Consider the following 20,982-nt stretch of genomic DNA (forward strand, 5'->3'; position numbering starts at 1 on the left):
TAAACTACTTCTTTGCATCATTTATTAAGCTTTCCATAACTTCACTTACAATCTCTTGATATCCTGCAAGCTTCTTATCATAAGTTTTTTCAAGTCTATCTAAAGCTCTATTAAAATTATAATTTGCCATTTTTGTATTTTTTAATGCTTTGTTTACTACTCCTGCTGTATAGTAAAACTCATAGGCACTTACATTATTATCTATCAAAACGTCTGTAGCTTTAAAGCTTTCTTCATATCTATCAATAATTTCTTTAGCTTCATCAGCTCTATCAAGTTTTGATAAAATCATAGCCTTTAATAATTGGAATTTCATCTCATTTACCTTGACAGAATCCCTACTCTTATCACGTTCTAGATATGCATTCATATTTTTAAGTGCCTCTTCATAACGCCCAGCCATAAACTTAGCATATATATAATAATACCATGCGCTTTCATTTCCATCATATTCCTCAAGTATAGACTTATATTCATTGATTTTATTTTGATAGGTATCAGCACTGCTATTATATTTAAACTTATCCCCATCATAACTTACAGAATACATCTCCAAAATTCTTGATTCATCTCTATTTTCAACTACAAAATTTATGCTTTCATCTGTACTCTGTACTATTGATAAATCACTCCATGTTCCTAAATCCACATAGTAGCCATCCCAATTTTCTTCAAAATTAAAAAGATAGTATTCAGATGGACCCTTTGAGTTAATCATATTCCCTACAAGAAGCCTTACATCCTTGTCATTTAGTCCTCTTATCGCCTTTACAGTCTTAATTCCAATACCTTCATCCATCCATTCAAATACTTTTGCCCATTTTCCATACTTATTTTTTACTATGAAAAATCCTACATTAGTTTTATTTGAATTTCTAACTAATACTACATACTCATTTTTCTTATCTCCATCTACATCCACATCATAAATACTTTGCTTTTCCATACTCTTATTATCTTCCAACAGCTTATAGCCTTCTGGCATAAAACTTTGAATAAGAACCCTAAGTTCACTATCTGTAAGATATTTTTGATTTTTTATGTAATTATCATTGAGCTTTGGTGTCTTCATGAGATTTACAGGAACTTCATATAAACTGCTGCACCCAGTAGCTGTCCACATTAACATTACTATCATAATAATAAGGATTAATTTTTTCATACCTATCCTCTCTTCAACCTTTAATCTATATTTATATTATATTTAATCATAAACCATAACTTCAATGGTTAAATAGCCGTAACTAACTAGAAATTTTTGTAACCTTTATATAATAAATTTGAAATCTATAAGCAATTTCTTACAATCTATTATACAGTATAATAGGTTTATAAACTAATGGTATTTATTATTGTGAGTTGTCATCTCCCCTCAACCTATAGAGACGGCTCACATTTTTTTAGTAAAAAAGGTTTAAGAATTTTTTATTCTTAAACCTTTATTTATGTCTATATTTCTTTTTTTAAATTTAAAACTATAGCTTTAAGCCGTGACATAGCTTCTATAGAGTATTTTATTCCCTGTGTTCCCATACCCGATGACTTTACTCCTGAAAACGGAAAATGGTCTGGGCCTCTTTCAGTTTTGTTGTTTATCTGCACCGTACCTACTTCCAGCTTATCAGCTATGTAAAATGCAGCTTCTATATTTTTTGTAAATATAGAGCTTTGAAGTCCGTATTTTGATTCATTTGCTATCTTTATAGCTTCATCTATTGATTTTATTCGTATTATAGGAAGTACTGGCCCAAATGGTTCTTCCCAGGCAATTTTCATATCGAGATTCACATAATCAAATAATGTTGGATAAATAAGCCTTCCTTCTCTCTTTCCTCCTACTAAAAGTTTAGCTCCTTTTCCTTCTGCATCTTCTATTAAATTCATAACAAAATCAGCAGCCTTATCATTTATAAGCGGTCCTATGACACTATTTTCTCTTGGATCTCCAACAGATAATTTTTCCACTAGATTTTTAATCTTCGTTGAAAGTTCATCTGCTACTTTTTCCATAACTAGAATTCTTTTAACAGCTGTGCATCTCTGTCCAGAATATGAATATGCTCCGTTTACTATATTCTTTGCTGATTCATCTAAATCTGCATCTTCTAAAACTATAGCTGCGTCTTTACCTCCAAGCTCAAGCAATAGGGGTTTCATTGTTGTTATCTTAGAAATATGCTGTCCAACCTCTGTACTTCCTGTAAAATTTATAAAGTCTATCTTAGGGTGGGTTACAACATAGTCTCCTATATCTTTACCCTTTCCTGTTATTGTGTTCAAAACTCCTCTAGGAAGTCCAGCTTTATTAAATACTTCCGCTAAATATAGTGCTGATATAGACCCCTGAGTAGGTGGTTTTAATACAACAGAATTTCCTGCAATAAGTGCAGGAGCAATTTTAGATGCTGACAAATTAATTGGATAATTAAATGGTGATATAGCGAGAACTACACCTAATGGCTCTCTAGTTACTACAGATATTTTGTTTTTTTCAGTTCCAGGAAAACTATCACCAGGAATAGTTTCACCTTCTAGTTGTTTCCCTGCATCAGCAGAAAATCTGATATAGTCAGCTGTGCGTGTTATCTCAGCTAATGAACTCTTTTTATCTTTTGCTATTTCCATAGTTAAAATTTCAGCTATTTCCTCTGCATTTTCCTCCAATATGCTTGCTGCTCTGTGAAGTATATCTGCCCTTTTGTTTATAGGCACCTGTTTCCAATATCTCTGTGCTTCACAAGCATTTTCTATAGATTTGTTTGCTTCTTCTTTAGTCATAGCCTGAACATAACCTAATGTATTCTCGTCTATAGGTGACTTTATCTCTATATTGTCACCACTATTACTTTCTACCCAATGTCCGTCAAAAAGATTTTTATAAATATAATTCTTTTGTATTTCTTTAAAATTCACCATATGTATAGCCCCTTTTAATTTAATTAATTTTATTGTTTGAAATTAATATATTATTTATTCTTAAGCGACTGAACATAAAAGTTTAATCCTTCATTATATTTGATTTTATATTCGTCTCCTACTTTTTCTTTAAAATCATCTATAACTTCATCTTTTACAATACTTAGATTACACAATCCCAAGGAACTTTCACTCATCTTGCTTCCTATACAACCATCTATTTTCAAAGCTTCTTTAAATATAAAATCATGCTCTTCGTTGACTATTCCATAAAGATTTTTTAATTCCTCATGAGTTTTTTTCATTAAAATTCCAATTTCCTTCATATTTCCATCTTTTAACTTTGGAATGCTATTCCTTACCCTGTAGTTTTCATATACTACATAAGAAGCAACTTTTAATGTGTCTTTATCTAATACCCCTTTGAATTTTTCAAACTCCGCTATGGATAGATTGCATAAGGAAGATATATTTACTACCTTTTGAAACTTCTGAAGAGCATCATTGCATTGGCGTATCTTTTCATCTTCAAAGTTTCTTTTACTAAGGCAATCGTTATAAGAAGCGATAATAGAATATCCATCATAATTTACAGGAATGCACTCGTGTTTTAAGCTTTGGCAGTAAAGTACATGCCCATGATTTTCTTTGCACATATTCATCATGAAACTTTCACTGGTTCCCCTATATCCTTTTCCATCTAATATTTGTATATTTTCATTTATGTTTTCCATATCATAACTGCTTAATTCATAACTATTTATATTATTAATCCCTTTTAGAGTTAAAAGCTCAAAAGCTATGCTTGTACTATTTTTTTTATATGAAGCTAAATCAAAATTATATTTTGCTTCAAATCCTTTAGACGTAGTTAAATTATTTTTCTTTAATTCTTTTAGTATCAACTTCGTTAAACATCTTGCCTCATAATTTTCGAATTCTTCTGTTGTTTCCAGCTCTTCTTTCTCGCTATCTTTTATATTCATCTCTACAATGCATTTTGGAAATATGAGCTTTATCTTGTCATCATTTCTCTCCATGATACTCATAGTAAATTTATCTTTCATTGTTAAAAATATTGTTATGCCTCCATTATATGCAAGCTGATCTCCTATTAACTTTATACTTGTTGGACAAGTAATTAATTGTTCTTCATATACCATATGGTATCTCCCTCCCACTCTACTCTTATATTATTTCTATTAACTTGAATAGAAATAAATGCAGATATATCCATAATCTTTTAAAGAAATTTCATTATTTTCATTTATCACTTTTCTCATTTCTTCTCATAAAATAAAATGTTTTATGTCAATTACTTATATTTAATTAAAATTACTTACAAAAACTTGAGTTTTTTCGTAAATTCTTTTATAATTTAAGTGAAATACTTATTTCGATAGGAGGTAATAATGTGTTTCAACAGGAGAGAATGGATTCTATTTTAACTTTCCTTTCTGAAAATAAACGTATAAGCATAGAACAAATTTGCAAATTTTATGACGTATCACGAGATACTGCAAGACGTGATTTAGTTCTTTTAGAAAAAAGCGGCTGTATAGTCAGAACTCATGGAGGGGCTATACTTTCCAGTTCTGAACATTATGATATAAAGCCATATAGAGAAAGACTTAATATAGAATCTGAAGAAAAATATAAAATAGCTAAAAAATCACTATCTTTTATAAAACAAGGTGAAGCCATATTTATGGATACCTCTACTACTGTTCAAAATCTAGCCGAGCTTATAAGCTCAGATAATTTGACCGTAGTGACTAATTCTATAAATCTAGGAGATATTTTATCTAAGAATTCTAATATGAACATAACCATATTAGGAGGTACCCTTAATACTTATCATAGATACTTATACGGTCCATCCACTCTATCAATGCTTTCCAATTATCATTTTAATAAAGCATTTATAGGTGGATTATCTCTCAGTTCAAAGGGATTAACAGGAGTCTATGAAGATGCTGCAGCTATATTAAGGGAAGTAATCAAAAATTCTGATGAAGTAATACTTCTTATAGACCATTCAAAGCTTAACAAAACATCATTTATAAAGATTTGTGATTTAAAAGATATAGACATAATGATAACTGACAAAATGCCTAGTGAAGATTTCATGAAGATTTTGAATGAAAATAACGTGAATTTGATAGTAACAGATTAATTTAAAATTTAGGAGGAAATATATGAAACTTATAGCAATAGATTTAGATGGAACATTACTGAACTCAAATCATAAAATATCCCGTGAAAATGCCGAAGCAATAAAGTTTGCTCAAAGCCTTGGAATAGAAGTATCCATATGCACTGGAAGATACTATGCTGACGCAAAGGCACTTACAGATGAGGCTGGAATAAAAACTCATATAATCTCTAATAATGGAGCATCAGTATGTTCAAAGGATGGAGATTTTCTAGAAACCTTTGAATTAGATGCAGTTGCTCTTAAAGATGCCGTAAATTGGCTTGAAAAGAATGATTATTTTTATGAAATAGAAACTGACTTTAACAATATGTATCTAAATACAGCTTTTGATATTTTAAAAGATGATTTCTATAATGCAAAAGATAAATACAATTATAGAGATGACATTCATCTTAATATCGTCGGTGCATTACAATCTCAGGCAAATAAGCTTGTGCTTTCATCAGCTGAAGACATTTTTTCCATAGAGGACAAGCCTTTAAATCTTCAAGTTGTAACTTTTGACCAAGATAAACGTCAAAAAGCTATGGACTACTGCAACAGCAAACCTGAATTCGCTACTTTTGCTTCTACGGATTACAACTTTGAGGTTACTCAATCCATAACTTCAAAAGGACATGCATTAAAATGTCTTGCATCTCACCTTAATATATCTTTAGATGAAACAATGGCTATAGGCGATAGCTTTAACGACTTAAGTATGCTTAAGGTAGCTCATTACAGCATAGCTATGGGAAATGCACGAGATGAAATCAAAAATCTTTGTTCTTTCACTACTTTAAAAAACACTGAGAATGGTGTAGCCCATGCAATCCATACTTATATAAAGAAATTAAATTTATCTGCTTAAAAAAACAAGACCTATAAGATTTCTCTTATAGGTCTTTTAAATTCAAATATTATCTTCTGAATCCTCTGTTGTTGCTTTGTTGCTTTCTAGCTTTTCTGCACTCTGGGCATCTTACTGGTTCGTTTTCGAATCCTTTTTCCTTGTAGAATGCTTGCTCTCCCTCAGTGAAAACAAACTCCTTTGAACAATCTTTACAAACTATAGTCTTATCTGCCATTTAAACATTCTCCTTTTTTCTATAAAAATTTGGTTTAGATTTAAAATTGATTCTAGACTCCTAAGGGAATGTTTAAATCACTATTAAATCTCGTTTATGAGATTTTGCTCATAAGCGTATATCTCATGATAACATATAGCAATCAAAAGCACAACATAAATTTAAAAAACATCCCTATATTAAATTTAGACTCTCTCTTTTAAACTCTTATTTATTATATGCCCACTTTTTTAATAAATAATCATCCATAAAAAAGTTTTTAAATTATCTTATCTGGATTTAATATATTTTTAGGGTCAAAAGCTTTTTTCACACCTCTCATTATCTCTAAATTTGATGCTGAAAGAGCTTCATTTAAATATAGTTTTTTAGCATATCCTATACCATGCTCTCCTGATACTTGACCCATTAGTTGTCTTGCTTTATCATATAGATCTTCCATGGCTTCATTAAGTTTCTTTTCCCATTGATCTTTGTCTAAGTCATCTCTTAATATATATACATGAAGATTTCCATCTCCAGCATGTCCAAAACTTCTGATTCTTATTTTATGTTTCTTTTCTACATCTTTAGTAAATTTAACAAACTCTGCAACTTTATTTCTTGGAACAACTACATCAACTTCATCCATTTCTGTTGTCGATGCTTTTATTGCTTCTAAGAAAGCACCTCTTGCTGTCCATATAGACTCTTGTCTTTCTTCAGTATTAGAAATAAATACATCTATTGCGCCTTCTTCTAAGCATATATCAGCTACCTTTTCGTAAGCAGCTTCAACTTCCTCTAAAGAGTTTCCATCGAATGTAAGAAGTAAATATGCATTAGATGAATTATCTGGGAACTTCTTGCCTAAGAACTCCTCTGCTGAAGTTATTGCTTCTCTCTCCATAAACTCTATTGCAGTAGGAATAGCTTTTGATTTTATTATCTTTGGTACTGTATCTATTGCTTGTCCTAAATCATTAAAAGGAACTAAAAGGCTTATAGCTTTCTTTGGTAGTGGCAACAGTTTTAGTATAGCTTTTGTTATTATTCCCAAAGTACCTTCCGAACCAACTATCAAGTCTTTTAAGCTATAACCCGAACTGTTTTTAACAACTTTTCCTCCAAATTCTACTACTTCTCCATTTGGCAAAACTACTTCCATGCCTCTTACATAATCCCTAGTAACGCCATATTTTACTGCTCTCATACCACCTGCATTTGTATTTATATTTCCACCTATAGTTGCAGTTTTTTCTCCTGGGTCTGGTGGGTAAAATAAGTCATGTTCTTCAACATATTTTGATATTTCCATCAAAAGAACTCCTGGCTCTAAAGTTAAAGTAAGATTTTCTTCGTCTAATTCTAGTATTTGATTCATGTTGGTCAAATCAATTACAATTCCTCCATGTATAGGAACCGCTGCTCCTACAAGTCCTGTTCCTGAACCTCTAGGTGTAACTGGTATATTGTTTTCGTAGGCATACTTCATAATTCTTGAAACCTCTTCAGTAGAAAGAACTTTCACAACAACATCAGGCATTTTCTTAGCTCCACCTAATTCATCATGGCTATAATCCTCATTTATATATTCTCCACAAAAGACTCTTTCAGAATCATTTATTATATCTTTAATACAATTTATATCTTTTAAAGTTACTGATTTGTATTCCATGACTATGCCTCCTTCTCACTCTTGATTTCATTTATAAGTTTAGGAATTATATCATATATATCTCCTACTATTCCGTAATGAGCTATCTTAAAAATAGAAGCCTTTGGATCTTTATTTATAGCAAATATATAATCTGAATTGTTCATACCTGCTGCAAACTGAACCGCACCTGATATCCCACAAGCTATAATAAGCTTTGGTCTAACAGTTTTTCCGCTTAATCCAATTTGATTTTTAGCATCTATCCATCCAGATTCTATAAGCGGCCTAGTTGCCCCTAATTCAGCATTAAGAACCTGTGCAAGTTCTCTTATCATGGCCATATCTTTTTCACTCTTTACTCCTCTTCCAGCTGCTACTATTACTTCAGCTTCAGAGATGCTATGTTCTTTTTCCTTAGGTATGATATTTTTAACTTCTATTCCTGAAGTCAAATTTTCACTATCTATATCACAAAAATTTATATGACCTGAAGTTTCAGTTTGTCTTGAAGGAGCTGACATAACCTTATATCTAACTGTGGCCATCTGAGGTCTAGAATTTGGCGTATTTATTTGTGCCATTATATTTCCCCCGAAAGCTGGCCTTATTTGTACTAAATCTGAATTTTCTTTTACATCAAGTACAGTACAATCAGCTGTAAGTCCTGTCCTAAATCTAGCCGCAACTCTTGGAGCTAGTGATCTTCCTACCGTAGTTGCTCCTACAAGGATAGAAGAAGGTTTAACTTTGTTTATAAAATCAGAAAATACAAATGTATAAGGCTCTATTCTAAAATCTTCTAACTCTTTTTTGTCATATACCATAACTTCATCCACTCCATAATGAAGAAGCTCTTCAGCCTTATCCTTTATGTTATAGCCTATAAATAAGCAGTATACTTTTTGGTTTATCTTTTTAGCTAACTCCTTAGCCTTTCCTATAAGTTCAAAAGTTACAGGATGTATATTTCCTTCAACATGGTCTACATATACAGCAATTCCCTGCCACTTACTTTTATCTATTGCTTGAACCTTTTCCTCTATAAATTCAACTGCACCCGCTCCATTTTTTACGCACAATCTGCACATTTTGCAGTTAGAGTTTATTTCTAAATGTCCATCTTTTTCTTCCATAGCACCAAAAGGGCATATATCAATAAGTTTTTTTATATCTTGTACTTTATCTTGATTTATAATAAGTTTTCCCATTATCTTCACCCTCTCTTTATATAAATTTCAATTCTTTTAATTTAGACGCTATTGATTTAGTAATTTCATCTGAATTTCCTTGTATCATCTCATGATGTGATTTAGATTCAGGTGGAAATATTCTCTCAACTTGAGTAGGAGAACCATTTAAACCATACTTTTTTTCATCTTTATCACTAAAATCTTTTAATGATATAACTCGTATTTCTCTATTCTTTGTAGCTAATTTCTTTTTATATGAAGGAAGCCTTGGTTGAAAAATATCCTTGTCCACTGTAATCAAACATGGGAACTTTACATCTACTACTTCTAAGGCTTCTGGAAGATCCATCTCGCAATTTAGAAAACTATCATTAACTTTTAATATGTTTTTTACATTAGCAACATGAGGAATATCTAAGTACTCTGCAACTTCAGCTCCAACTTGAGCAGTGTCTCCGTCAGTAGTCTGTTTACCGCAGATTATTAAATCAAATTTTCCAAGACTTTTTATTCCTTGAGATATGGTGTATGAAGTTGCCAATACATCTGCTCCCGCAAATTTTCTATCAGATATCAAAGTTCCTTCATCAGCTCCCATAGAAAATGCTTCTTTTATAACTTCCATAGCTTGTGGTGGTCCCATGGAAACAACTTTTATTGTTCCATTAGTTTTTTCTTTCAATTTTAATGCAGTTTCTAATGCATATAAATCGTAAGGATTCATTTTAGTGTCTATTCCATCTCTCTTAAGAACTCCTGTAACAGGATCAACCTCTACCTTTGAAGTCCCTGGTACTTGTTTAATACAAACTACTATATCCATAAAATCACTCCCACTTTTATATTCATAAGGTTGTCAGACCAATTCTTTATTTATATATTACTCCCTTTTTCTTTAATATGGAATAATTGTTATTAATTTATCATATATACGTTTTCATGTTTTATAACGGTATATCATTGTTATAAAAGACATTCCTTAAATATTTTTATTAATAAAAAAATACAGAATTTATGGTTTTTTATTCCTTACCATAGTTTTCTGTATTTTACTTAACAATCATTTCATATATTCTCTTATAATAACAAAATGCTCTTTCATACATTTATATGCTTTATCTGGATTCCTATCATTTAGAGCCTCATATATACTGTAATGTATGTTCATAAGTCGATGTCTGTTATTTTTCTCTACTAAAATTTTGCTTCTCGAATCTTTTATAAATTCGTCTATAAGTTCTGATATAACTTGAAGAAAGTTGATTATAAGCATATTTCTTGATGCCTTTGCTATTGTATAGTGAAATTTTTTATCCAATTCTATATTTCTATCTTCATCGTCACAATTCATCATCTCTTCAACGGCCTCTTTCATTGTCATTAATTCCTCTTCATTAATTCTAACCGCCGCTAATTTTACAGTTTCAAGCTCTAATATCTCTCTTATTTCATAAATATCATCACCTGTACTGTTCTCTATAGTAAACATTATAGATAGAGGTTCAAAAAGTGCCCCTTCAAAAGATTCTTTTATAAAATTCCCAGCTCCCTGCCTGCTTTCAGTAAGGCCTATTACCTCTAAAGCTCTAAGTGCCTCTCTAACAGATGCCCTGCTTACTTGAAGCTGTTCAGCCATTTCTCTTTCTGTTGGAAGCTTATCTCCCTTTTTTAAAGCTCCCTTATTTATCATTAATTTAATTTGTCTTACGACACATTCATATACTTTTGTGTTCTTAACAGGTGTAAACATATCTTTTATCCTCTTATCTAAAATTTTATTTGTAAATATTATAGCATATTTGTTTTGTTTTTTTTGAATTAAGTAGTATAATAGAAAAAATATACTTATGCCGAGAGGAGATTAATGATGAAATTCACAAAGCAATTAAGAGAAGTGACTAAAAAATTAGTGGCTGTAGCTCAAGGCCGCAAGTCAGCAGATTTAGTAATAATTAACGGAAAACTTATAAATGTAAATACTGCAGAGATTCAAGAAAATATTGATGTTGCAATATCTGAGGGAAGAATCGCTCTTGTTGGAGATGCTCATCATTGTATTGGTGAAGATACAAAGATAATTGATGCTTCTGGACAATTTTTATGTCCAGGTTTTATAGACGGACATATTCATGTAGAAAGCAGCATGATGACAGTAAGAGAATACGCTAAAACTGTAATTCCTCATGGTACAACTTCAATATATATGGATCCGCATGAAATAGGAAACGTTCTTGGTATGGATGGAATAAAGCTTATGATTGAAGATGGACGAGATGTTCCTCTTAGAGTAAATACTGTTATGCCATCATGCGTTCCAGCATGTCCTGGATTTGAAGATACTGGAGCAATTCTTAGTGCTAAAGACGTGGAAGACGCTATGCTATTAGATGATATATCTGGTTTAGGAGAAATGATGAATTTCCCCGGAGTGCTATCTGGTGACGATGAAGTTCATAGAAAAATACAATCAACTCTAGAAAATAATAAAACAGTAACAGGCCATTATTCTATGCCTGAAACTGCTGAAGGACTTAATGCTTATATAGCTTCTGGTGTTAGCTGCTGTCATGAATCCGTTAGAAAAGAAGATGCTTTAGCAAAAATCAGATTAGGAATGTATGCTCAGCTTAGAGAAGGTTCTGCATGGCATGATGTTAAAGAAACTATTAGATGTGTAACAGAACATAATATTGATACTAGATTCGTTACCCTAGTTAGTGACGATAGACATGCAAATACTCTCATAGAATATGGACACATGGATCATATCGTAAAAAGAGCTATTGAAGAAGGTGTAAACCCTATTAATGCTATTCAGATGGCTACAATAAATGTGGCAGAATGTTTTAATGTAAGTAGGGATTTAGGTTCTATATCTCCGGGAAAACTTGCTGATATCGTTATATTAGATGATCTAGCAAGGGTTAAAGTTGACAAAGTCCTTATAAATGGTGAATTGTTAAGTGATAATGGAAATCTAATCATAGATATACCTAACAAATCTTATCCTGACTTTGCTAAGTCAACTATGAATTTACCAAAAGACCTTACCCATGATGACTTTGAAATAGATTCTCCTGATGCATCAATGAGCATTATAGCCACTAGAGTTATGGAAGTCATTGAGGCAAAAGTTGGAATAATAGCCAAGAAACTTCTTCTTCCTATAAAAGAAGGTAAAGTGTGTTGTGACTTGTCTCAAGACATTGTCAAAGCAGTAGTTGTAGAAAGACATAGTGGTAGCGGAACTATGGGCAAAGGATTCGTTCGTGGATTTCATCTAAAAAGTGGTGCCGTTGCCTCTACAGTATCTCATGATGCCCATAATCTTCTTATAGTTGGAACAAATGATTCAGATATGGCATTGGCCGGCAATACATTGGCAGAAGTTGGTGGCGGAATGGTCGTAGTTAAAGACGGTAAAATTCTTGCATTACTTCCATTGCCTATAGCAGGTCTTATGAGTGAAGAATGTGCTGAAAAAGTTGCCGAATTAGTTGAAAAGTTGGATGAAGCATGGAAGGAACTTGGTTGTGATTTAGTATCTCCATTTATGACTATGGCTCTTATAGCATTAGCTGTACTTCCAGAACTTAGACTTACTAATAGAGGTTTAGTAGATACAGTAAACTTTAAAATAGTAGATTTATTTGTTTAATTAAAATAGACGGTTACACCTATGTAGCCGTCTATTTTTTACATCCATAAAAAGTTATATGTATACTATTTAACCTTAGTAACTTTTATAAATTTTGCATTTACTTGAGGTGGTATTGATTTTGTCATAGCTTTATCTAATACCATAAAAACAGCATCACCTTTAGAGAATTCTATTTTTACCTCTTGTGCTGAATTTCCTTTGTCCTTATTATCTTTGTTATTTTTATTGTCTTGCTTTTTTTCTTCTTTTACATCTTGTTTTTTATCTTCTTTGGTATTTTGATTATTTTCTTCTTTTTTACATTCTTCTTTGTGTTCTTTCATTCCAGCTTCATCACAAGATAATTTAATTCTAGTTTCACCAGTTACATTCACCAAAAGTTTTTCTTTATAGATTTCGCAGCCCTTTAAATATCCTTCTACTAAAAGAGAAGTTTTGTCTCCATCTTTTTTCACTTCTATTACTTCTCCCATAAACATGCTGTCTCTGTTTTCTTCTGGTTTCGCTGATGCTGTTATACCAAAACATAGCATCATAATAACGAAAAGTGATATCACTCTTCTTTTTCTCATATGTGTGTCCTCCTTCATAGTAAAATTATATAATTATGTTTTGTTTAGGGCTTTAAATTTATTCATAAAACATAAAAAACGTGCTACAAACTGATAAATCATTTTGTAGCACGTGCTTTTAATTAGTGACTTTCACAATGATCATGAGTACAACTATTTTGTACTCCTATTCTTTGTAATTTGTTCTCACTAAATAATCTTATATTTTCTTCTGCTGATAAAGGTTCAGCTCTATAAACCTTTATTCCTTCTGCTTCTAACTTTAATAATGCACCTTTTCCTATACCACCTACTAGTGCAAAATCAACTCTTTCACCTTCTATAGCCTTAAGAGGTTGGCACTTTCCATGTTCATGTCCTAAATCTCCATTTGCGATTCCCTTTATTTCTTTAGTTTCTGAATCATAAATTAGGAAATAAGGTGCTGAACCAAAATGTCCATACGCAATACTTTCTAATCCCTTAAATTTTTCAACTGGTATACAAATTCTCATACTTAGTCCTCCTTAATTCTTTTACAACATTTATTTTTATTTGCCTTACATGCAATATTGCAATCATTTGGAATATAAGTTTCTACACTGCAGCTTCCACATATCTCACTATCTCTTATATATTTTATAAATTGTTCCAATTCCTTAATCTTATCTTCCTTTAATTTATAGTGAACATAATATCCCTGCTTTTCACCATAAATTAAATCTGCCTCTCTTAGAATTTTTAGATGTTGAGATACAGCTGCTTCGGACAATCCTAGATGTCTCGCTATTCCTTTCCCACATATTCTTCTTCGGGAAAGTATTATTAAAATTTTTAATCTATTTTCGTCACTGAGCGCCTTAAACGCCTGAACTATATTTTCCATAAGTTTTCTTCTCCATCTAATTAAGTAATTGCTTAATTAAATAATAACTCTCTTATTTAGTTTTGTCAAATATATCTATTGTTTTAATTTAAAATTTCATATTTTTTATTTTCTTTCTTGATTTAATAAATTAACTTCTGTATAATCATAAAGGATAATTTAATATGGACAGTTCGTAAGCCGCCTGTCCCAAAACAAAACTAAGGCACCTTTTAAGTAGGATGCTGTATCATTTTCGGTATAGCTTTTATTTGCGCATTTTTCATTCTTATAAAAGGTCTGTCTTTGTGACAGATCTTTTATTTTTTGCAAAGTATATAATAACTTTGTTTATTCATGACGCATATAATTCTCCTATTTAAGCTTATGTATTTTATAAGTTTAAGGCGCATTAGATTGTTAAATTTGCATAAGGCTTAATAAAAAATATTAGAATTTTTACAATTTGACTTTTAAATATTCTAATTAACTTAATATATATTTAGGAGGAATTATATAATATGAATAAATCTTCAAAAAAACTAACCGTAAATGCACTAGCAAAAATATCTTTGGTATCTACTCTATATTGCGTAGTAACTATAGCATTTTCCGAAATTTCTTATGGTGGAATCCAAGCAAGGCCATCTGAGCTTTTAAATTTCTTAGCTTTTATAGATCCTTTGTACATTCCAGGGCTTGTCCTAGGTTGTGCTATATCTAACCTATATAGCTTTGGATTTATTGATGTAATAGTTGGAAGTCTTGCAACTTTAGTTTCAACATATATGATATATAAAAGCAAAAACTTATTTGTGGCCTCTTTATGGCCTCTTATAAATGCTATAGTTGTTCCTATAGAACTTTACATAGTTGCTAATCAGCCTATTTTATTTAATGTAGTAACTATCTTCATAGGAGAGTTCTTAGTTATGACAATAGTTGGATATCCTTTATTTAAAGAACTATTTAAAAATAAGCATCTTGTAGATGTGCTTTTAATCAATAAAGAAAATAGAACTAATTTAAAAAAGTTAGAATTACTATAAAAGGAGCCTTTTGGCTCCTTTATTTTTTTAGGCTTTCATATTATTTGTGAATTTATTTTTTGCTTTTTCTATAGCTTGTTGTTGTGCTTGCTCTACTTGATACCATCCTTTTTGTTCCATAGCCTTAAACACCTTATATTGGTCTTTTATAGCCTCATTGCAGACCTGTTCAAAGTTAGAGTGAACATATTCAGTAGCTGCTTCTTGAATGGCATGATTGTATAATGATACTAATGATTTTTCAGAAGTTAATACATCGGTTAATAATTCTTTATCTGTCATTGTCTTGTTCATTTTTCAATCCTCCTATTGATTTAATTCTGCAAATAATGTTCCAAAATGTTTTTGATGACATGAGGCAAGTTCATTTAAAAGTTGTTTTATTTCAGTATCTTGAACTCTATTCGCATAATCTAAACATTTTGTTTGAAGCTCTTGTTCTGCTCCTAAACAATCTTCTAAATAGGAAAGCTCTTTATTTGTCATATTGGTTCCTCCTGATTTATATATTATTATGTTTCTTAAGGTTGTATGGCTTTCGTGGTCAGTTTTATTTTGTGCTAAAGTACTCACTTTATGCAAAGCATATTTTATAATCATTTCAATTAATTTATAAAAAAATGTGCTGTAAAATGTCTTTACATTTTACAGCACACTTTTTATTTTACTCATAATCCGCAATTTTAAGAGCCTTAGCAACTCTTTTTCCAAATTCAGGACAAGCTTTAGTAAAATTACCTATAGCTCTAATTTGAATTTCTTCATTAACTTGCCATAAATCACTTGCTATATTATCTACAAGGTGATTTTTTTCCATTTCTGTCATAGCGTTATACCTATCTCCAGCTTGTTTAAAATCATCAGTGTCTGGTATGACTTTTCTTTCAACTTTTCCAGCCACATACTCTGAAGGTATAATCATTCCTTTGGCTTCTTTTGGATTCCCATCATCTAAAGTGTTTGGATTATAGTTTACTGTTCCTGACTTTGCAAAGTATCTCATAGATCCATCTTGCATATTATTGTTCACTGAACACTTAGGTCTATTAATTGGAAGCTGTACAAAATTTGTACCTATTCTATATCTTTGTGTATCAGTATAAGAAAAAATTCTTCCTTGAAGTAGCTTATCTGCAGACAATTCTATTCCTGGAACAACATTTGCTGGACAAAAAGCTGCCTGTTCCACTTCAGCAAAAAAATTTTCAGGTGCTTTATCTAGGACAAGTTTTCCAACTTTCATCAATGGGAATTTCTCCTCTGGCCATACTTTCGTCGCATCTAATGGATCAAAATCAAGTTTATAATTTTCTTTTGTATCCATAAGCTGTACTAAAAGTTCATATTCTACCGTCTCACCTTTCTCCAAGGTGTCATATAAATCTTTTGTTGCAACATCAGGATCGGCTCCAGCTAAAAATTCTGCTTCTTTTCTATCTATAGTTTCAATTCCTAAAGCTGGTTTCCAATGATATTTTACAAATCTTCTTTCGCCCTTATCATTTAACCAAATGTATGTGTTAACCCCGAAGCCTTCAATTCTTCTATAGCTTTTTATTGTTCCTCTATCTGAGTATACCCACGTTATCATATGAGTTGTTTCAGGCATACTGGAGAAGAAATCCCATACTCTATTCTGGTCAATAATATTAGTATCTGGTGCTGGTTTAAGTGCGTGAATTAAGTCAGGAAACTTTATAGCATCTCTTATAAAAAATACTGGTATATCATTACCTGCTAAATCATAATTTCCATCTTTTGTGTAGAACTTTACTGCAAATCCTCTAGGGTCTCTTGCAGTATCTGCTGATCCTTTAGAGCCTATTACTGTAGAAAATCTTACAAACACAGGAGTTTTTTCATCTGGATTTTGTAAAAACTTAGCTATAGTATAATGTTTCATAGGCCTGTAAACTTGAAAATATCCATAAGCTCCTGCACCTTTTGCATGTACAACTCTCTCTGGAATCCTCTCTCTATCAAATTGAGCTAATTTTTCTATAAGCTGTATATCTTGAAGCAAAACAGATCCTCTATCTCCAACAGTCAATGAATTTTGATCGTTCATTATTGGAGCCCCTTCATTGGTTGTTAAAAAATTTTTATTTTCATAATCCCTCATAAATTCCTCCAAGGATTTATAACTATAATTATTATATTAATTTATAGTTATTGCTGTTACATTATTTATCATTTTTCATATATGAAAACCAATGGTATTATTTTGGTATTTGATATACAATTTTATTTAAGAATACTTTTTATAATGTAAGGGGGACAAATTTATGTATACTTGTGATTCTTGTAAACAAAATAACTGTAAAAATGGAGATATTGAAAATGCTCCTTTAAACTGCCCATGCAGATTAGAAGAAGAGCAGGAAAAAATAAAAGATCATTATAATGATGATGAGATCCTTAATATAGCACATAATTCAGCATTAGTAGAAAGTGAAGGTTACTGTCAAAAGACAAGAGTTGAAGAAATAATAGATTTTGCTCATAAATGTGGATATAAAAAAATAGGTGTTGCTTTCTGCATAGGACTTATAAAAGAAGCCCAAATTTTCTGCTCTATACTTCGTCACCACGGATTTGAAGTTGAATCTATAGTCTGTAAGAATGGAAGCATACCAAAATCCTTTATAAACATATCTGACTCTGAACAAGTTAGACCAGGAACTTACGAACCAATGTGCAATCCAATAGGACAAGCAATACTTCTAAATGAAGCTCACACAGATTTAAATATATTATTAGGTTTGTGCGTAGGTCATGATTCACTATTTATAAAGCACTCTGATGCTCCAATAACAGTTTTTGCAGTAAAAGACAGAGTATTATGTCATAATCCTCTTGCTGCGATATACGGGGCTGACAAGTATTATAAATCAAAGTTGTTTGGTGGAAGCCGATAAAAAAAAGCTTTCATTGCGCAAAAGTAATGAAAGCTTTTTTATTTTAAATAAAACTGCACTTTCTATAACTGAATATAGTTGTTTTTTTAACTTCTATTCATAGTTCTTTGATGTTTCTATTTCAGCACACTCCTTCAAATCTTATGGTATAATATTATTAAGGAAATACTATTATAGAGAGGAGTCTTTTATGAATAGTGTTGTGATAATGGGAAAAGTATTTGGCTCTCTAGTGCTCATAGCTCTTGGAATCCCCGCCTATTATGCTATATTTCACACTGAAAGCTTTATAGACTTTTCCTACAGATTTAATTCTTATAACTATGTCGACCCCAAACATCATACCTTGATTTTAACTAAAATAGAAGGTGTGCTATATCTCATCCTTTCTTTCATCGTACTTTTAATCTTATGGCTTTCTTAATATATTAAAATCACAAAATTAAATAGTATTATGGAAAAATCCATGAAGATTTGAAGTCCTCATGGATTTTCTTATTTTATCTTTTCATTTATGATTTTATTAATATTATCGGGATTTATTTTTGTAAGAGTTTTGTCCTGAAGCTCATATTTATTTTTCAGTTTAAGGATTCTCTCTATGCTTTCATCAATTCTTTCTTCTGAGATACTTCCTTCTTTAAGAGCCTCCTTTATAATTTCTATTATCAATCTTGTCTCTTCACAACCTTTAGAACTCACTATAACATCAACACCTGCATTTATACTTTTAATTACAGCATCTCTCAAAAGATAATTCTTCGCTATAGCTCCCATATTTATGTCATCAGTAAATATAACTCCATTATAGTTAAATTCTTTACGTAATATGTCCGTTGCCACTGTTTTAGACATAGTAGCTGGGTTTTTATCATCTATATTTTTTAAAACAATATGACTTACCATTATTCCATCTACTCCGTATTCAACGGCTTTTTTAAATGGTACAAACTCAATAGTATCAAGCCTTTTTCTGTCATGATTTAAATATGGAAGCTCATAATGAGAATCTGCTTTTGTGTCTCCATGTCCCGGGAAATGTTTTACTACTGAAATTACATTACTGTCTTTTAACCCATTCATAAATTGTAAACCCATCCTGCATACTATATCCGGATTATCACCAAAAGCTCTGTCTCCTATCACTTTATTTTCTGGGTTACTGGCTATATCTAGTACTGGAGCAAAATCCAAATTAAATCCAAAGCTTTTTATAGTTTCTCCCAATAAATTTCCAATTTTATAACTAAGTTTTTCATCATCCAATTTTCCTATATTAGCTGCACTTGGAAATTTATCAATTTCTTTTGGAAGCCGTGATACCCTTCCTCCCTCTTGGTCTACTGATACAAATATAGGTACACCTCCATTAATGCTGTTTATCTCTTTTATAGAGTTAGTAAATTCTACAAGTTGATTTGAATCTTTTATATTTGATCTAAATAGTATAATTCCACCTATATGGTATTTTTCGATAAGTTCTTTCAATTCTTCACTGACAGTTTCTCCTTGGAATCCACTTATAACAAGCTGCCCCACTTTTTCATCTAAGGTCATGGCATTAATTTGCTTCTCTATTTCCCTTTTCTCCTTTAAAGATATCAGCCAGAAAGAAATTTTATCCTTCTGGCTGATGCACAATCCTAAAAGTAGTAGAAAGAGAAGAGAAATTAAGAGAATGCATTTTCCCTTTTTCAATTCTATCCCTTCCTTAAATTCAATTTATAGGGCTGACTTATATATATTTAAAACATCTTTAGTTTCTAATAATTCAAAACTTCCTATAGCTCCAAATCTAGTAGCCTGCTTTGCCATAAGTTCAAGCTTTTCTTCTCCTATTCCAACTTCTTTAAGAGTTTCTGGAATTCCTAAACTCTCTGTGAAATACTTCTTTGTCATATCTATAGCTTTATTTGCTATATCATACCTATCTAGATTCTTATCTATATCCCATACGTTTACTCCGTACTCTACAAACTTATCTACAGTATCATCATTCAAAACATATCTCATCCAATGAGGAGTAAGTATTGCAAGGCCTACCCCATGAGTTATATCATAAAATGCACTTAATTCATGCTCCATAGGATGAACACTCCATGCATTATTCTTTCCACAGTCTAATATTCCATTTATAGCCAAGCTTGATGCCCACATAAGATTTGCTCTTGCATCATAGTTATTAGGATCTTCCACGGCTATCTTTCCATACTTTATACAAGTTTTTAAAAGTGCTTCTGCCATTCTATCTTGAACATAAGCATTTCTCTCAGCACTGAAATATTCCTCAAATATGTGACTCATTATATCTGCTGTTCCTGCTGCTGTCTGGTTCTTTGGAACAGAGTATGTGTATTCTGGATCTAATATAGATGCCTTTGGTCTCATTCCTTCGTTAGCCATTCCAAGCTTCTCATTTGTATCCATATTTGATATAACTGCAAATGGGTCCATCTCAGAACCAGTTGCTGATAATGTAAGAACTGATATTACAGGTAAAACTTTTGTTATCTTTGAAGTATTAGCAACTATATCCCATGGATCTCCCTCATAATAATAGGCTGCTCCTATAGCCTTTGCACAGTCTATTGTGCTTCCTCCCCCTACAGCTAAAATGACTTCTATATTATTTTCTCTGCAAAGCTTAGCACCTTCCCCTACAGAAGTAACTCTTGGATTTGGATCTACTCCTCCCAATTCAAATACCTCTATATCGGCTTCTTTTAAAAGTGCTATAACTTTATCATATAAGCCCATTTTTTTTATACTTCCACCGCCATAAACCATCAATACTTTGCTGCCATATTTTTTTACTGCCTCTGAAAGTTTTGATATCTGTCCTTTACCGAAATATATTTCCGTCGGTATTGAGTAATGAAAATTTCTCATTTTTTAATCCCCCTTTGTA

Annotated in this window: 22 protein-coding genes; 6 read left to right on the top strand and 16 right to left on the bottom strand. The window is 31.5% G+C overall.

From position 1 onward, the window contains the following. Positions 1-4: 4 nt before the first annotated feature. The 3 genes from KQH81_RS16510 to KQH81_RS16520 form a co-directional block, all read right to left on the bottom strand. Entirely contained in the window at positions 5-1,162 is a 1,158-nt protein-coding gene (locus KQH81_RS16510) for a tetratricopeptide repeat protein (RefSeq protein WP_027638431.1), read from the bottom strand. A gap of 287 nt (positions 1,163-1,449) precedes the next feature. Next, on the bottom strand, positions 1,450-2,916 hold the full coding sequence (locus tag KQH81_RS16515) for an NADP-dependent glyceraldehyde-3-phosphate dehydrogenase (protein WP_168971989.1): 1,467 nt from the start codon (positions 2,914-2,916) through the stop codon (positions 1,450-1,452). Positions 2,917-2,966: 50 nt separating this feature from the next. Continuing rightward, entirely contained in the window at positions 2,967-4,079 is a 1,113-nt protein-coding gene (locus tag KQH81_RS16520) for a galactokinase (protein ID WP_027638429.1), read from the bottom strand. 251 nt (positions 4,080-4,330) lie between these two features. Here KQH81_RS16520 and KQH81_RS16525 point away from each other — a divergent pair, with 251 nt between their 5' ends. Both KQH81_RS16525 and KQH81_RS16530 read left to right on the top strand, forming a co-directional pair. Continuing rightward, positions 4,331-5,092 (top strand): DeoR/GlpR family DNA-binding transcription regulator, encoded by a 762-nt coding sequence (locus KQH81_RS16525; RefSeq protein WP_074845482.1) that lies wholly within the window; start codon positions 4,331-4,333, stop codon positions 5,090-5,092. A 22-nt stretch (positions 5,093-5,114) separates the two neighbouring features. Continuing rightward, positions 5,115-5,984, top strand: a complete 870-nt coding sequence (locus tag KQH81_RS16530) for a Cof-type HAD-IIB family hydrolase (protein ID WP_074845485.1) — start codon at positions 5,115-5,117, stop codon at positions 5,982-5,984. Between the two features lie 49 nt (positions 5,985-6,033). Here the strand turns inward: KQH81_RS16530 and KQH81_RS16535 are convergent, their stop codons facing one another. The 5 genes from KQH81_RS16535 to KQH81_RS16555 form a co-directional block, all read right to left on the bottom strand. Then, positions 6,034-6,201 carry a zinc-ribbon domain-containing protein gene (locus KQH81_RS16535; protein WP_027638427.1) on the bottom strand — a complete coding sequence of 56 codons (168 nt, stop codon included), beginning with the start codon at positions 6,199-6,201 and terminating at the stop codon, positions 6,034-6,036. 259 nt (positions 6,202-6,460) lie between these two features. Beyond that, complete coding sequence (locus tag KQH81_RS16540; protein WP_230028506.1) at positions 6,461-7,858, bottom strand: FAD-binding oxidoreductase; 1,398 nt, start codon at positions 7,856-7,858, stop codon at positions 6,461-6,463. Between the two features lie 2 nt (positions 7,859-7,860). Then, entirely contained in the window at positions 7,861-9,048 is a 1,188-nt protein-coding gene (locus tag KQH81_RS16545) for an electron transfer flavoprotein subunit alpha (RefSeq protein ID WP_074845490.1), read from the bottom strand. 16 nt (positions 9,049-9,064) lie between these two features. Then, the gene (locus KQH81_RS16550; protein ID WP_027638424.1) at positions 9,065-9,853 is read right to left on the bottom strand and encodes an electron transfer flavoprotein subunit beta/FixA family protein; all 789 of its coding nucleotides are present in this window, start codon (positions 9,851-9,853) and stop codon (positions 9,065-9,067) included. Positions 9,854-10,090: 237 nt separating this feature from the next. Continuing rightward, positions 10,091-10,780 (bottom strand): FadR/GntR family transcriptional regulator, encoded by a 690-nt coding sequence (locus tag KQH81_RS16555; protein WP_027638423.1) that lies wholly within the window; start codon positions 10,778-10,780, stop codon positions 10,091-10,093. A 114-nt stretch (positions 10,781-10,894) separates the two neighbouring features. Between KQH81_RS16555 and ade the strand changes: the two genes are divergently transcribed. Continuing rightward, positions 10,895-12,688: an adenine deaminase gene (ade, locus tag KQH81_RS16560; RefSeq protein ID WP_326839246.1), complete on the top strand. Its 1,794-nt coding sequence runs from the start codon at positions 10,895-10,897 to the stop codon at positions 12,686-12,688. 65 nt (positions 12,689-12,753) lie between these two features. Here the strand turns inward: ade and KQH81_RS16565 are convergent, their stop codons facing one another. The 3 genes from KQH81_RS16565 to KQH81_RS16575 all read right to left on the bottom strand — a co-directional run bounded on the left by KQH81_RS16565 (position 12,754) and on the right by KQH81_RS16575 (position 14,128). Beyond that, complete coding sequence (locus KQH81_RS16565; RefSeq protein WP_027638421.1) at positions 12,754-13,263, bottom strand: hypothetical protein; 510 nt, start codon at positions 13,261-13,263, stop codon at positions 12,754-12,756. Between the two features lie 122 nt (positions 13,264-13,385). Next, positions 13,386-13,757, bottom strand: a complete 372-nt coding sequence (locus KQH81_RS16570) for a NifB/NifX family molybdenum-iron cluster-binding protein (protein WP_027638420.1) — start codon at positions 13,755-13,757, stop codon at positions 13,386-13,388. A 2-nt stretch (positions 13,758-13,759) separates the two neighbouring features. Further along, the gene (locus tag KQH81_RS16575) at positions 13,760-14,128 is read right to left on the bottom strand and encodes an ArsR/SmtB family transcription factor (RefSeq protein ID WP_027638419.1); all 369 of its coding nucleotides are present in this window, start codon (positions 14,126-14,128) and stop codon (positions 13,760-13,762) included. Between the two features lie 500 nt (positions 14,129-14,628). Here KQH81_RS16575 and KQH81_RS16580 point away from each other — a divergent pair, with 500 nt between their 5' ends. Beyond that, entirely contained in the window at positions 14,629-15,156 is a 528-nt protein-coding gene (locus KQH81_RS16580) for a QueT transporter family protein (protein ID WP_230028509.1), read from the top strand. 27 nt (positions 15,157-15,183) lie between these two features. On the opposite strand, the gene KQH81_RS16585 is transcribed toward KQH81_RS16580, so the two are convergent. The 3 genes from KQH81_RS16585 to KQH81_RS16595 form a co-directional block, all read right to left on the bottom strand. Beyond that, complete coding sequence (locus tag KQH81_RS16585) at positions 15,184-15,450, bottom strand: spore coat protein (RefSeq protein ID WP_083405187.1); 267 nt, start codon at positions 15,448-15,450, stop codon at positions 15,184-15,186. Between the two features lie 12 nt (positions 15,451-15,462). Then, positions 15,463-15,729 (bottom strand): hypothetical protein, encoded by a 267-nt coding sequence (locus tag KQH81_RS16590; RefSeq protein ID WP_230028510.1) that lies wholly within the window; start codon positions 15,727-15,729, stop codon positions 15,463-15,465. 91 nt (positions 15,730-15,820) lie between these two features. Then, positions 15,821-17,278 (bottom strand): catalase, encoded by a 1,458-nt coding sequence (locus tag KQH81_RS16595; RefSeq protein WP_027638416.1) that lies wholly within the window; start codon positions 17,276-17,278, stop codon positions 15,821-15,823. A gap of 163 nt (positions 17,279-17,441) precedes the next feature. On the opposite strand from KQH81_RS16595, the gene KQH81_RS16600 reads away from it, so the two are divergent. Together KQH81_RS16600 and KQH81_RS16605 are read left to right on the top strand one after the other, a co-directional pair. Next, positions 17,442-18,074: a DUF1847 domain-containing protein gene (locus KQH81_RS16600; protein ID WP_074845500.1), complete on the top strand. Its 633-nt coding sequence runs from the start codon at positions 17,442-17,444 to the stop codon at positions 18,072-18,074. A 190-nt stretch (positions 18,075-18,264) separates the two neighbouring features. Further along, entirely contained in the window at positions 18,265-18,498 is a 234-nt protein-coding gene (locus tag KQH81_RS16605) for a hypothetical protein (RefSeq protein ID WP_143081360.1), read from the top strand. Positions 18,499-18,569: 71 nt separating this feature from the next. Here KQH81_RS16605 and nagZ read toward each other — a convergent pair whose 3' ends face one another. Beyond that, positions 18,570-19,772, bottom strand: a complete 1,203-nt coding sequence (nagZ, locus tag KQH81_RS16610) for a beta-N-acetylhexosaminidase (RefSeq protein WP_074846459.1) — start codon at positions 19,770-19,772, stop codon at positions 18,570-18,572. 24 nt (positions 19,773-19,796) lie between these two features. Further along, positions 19,797-20,963, bottom strand: coding sequence for an iron-containing alcohol dehydrogenase (locus KQH81_RS16615; RefSeq protein ID WP_230028512.1), 1,167 nt, complete (start codon positions 20,961-20,963; stop codon positions 19,797-19,799). Between the last annotated feature and the right edge of the window lie 19 nt (positions 20,964-20,982).

Origin of the sequence: Clostridium cadaveris (assembly GCF_020911725.1) — a bacterium.
In the GTDB taxonomy this organism is placed as follows: domain Bacteria; phylum Bacillota; class Clostridia; order Clostridiales; family Clostridiaceae; genus Clostridium_X; species Clostridium_X cadaveris.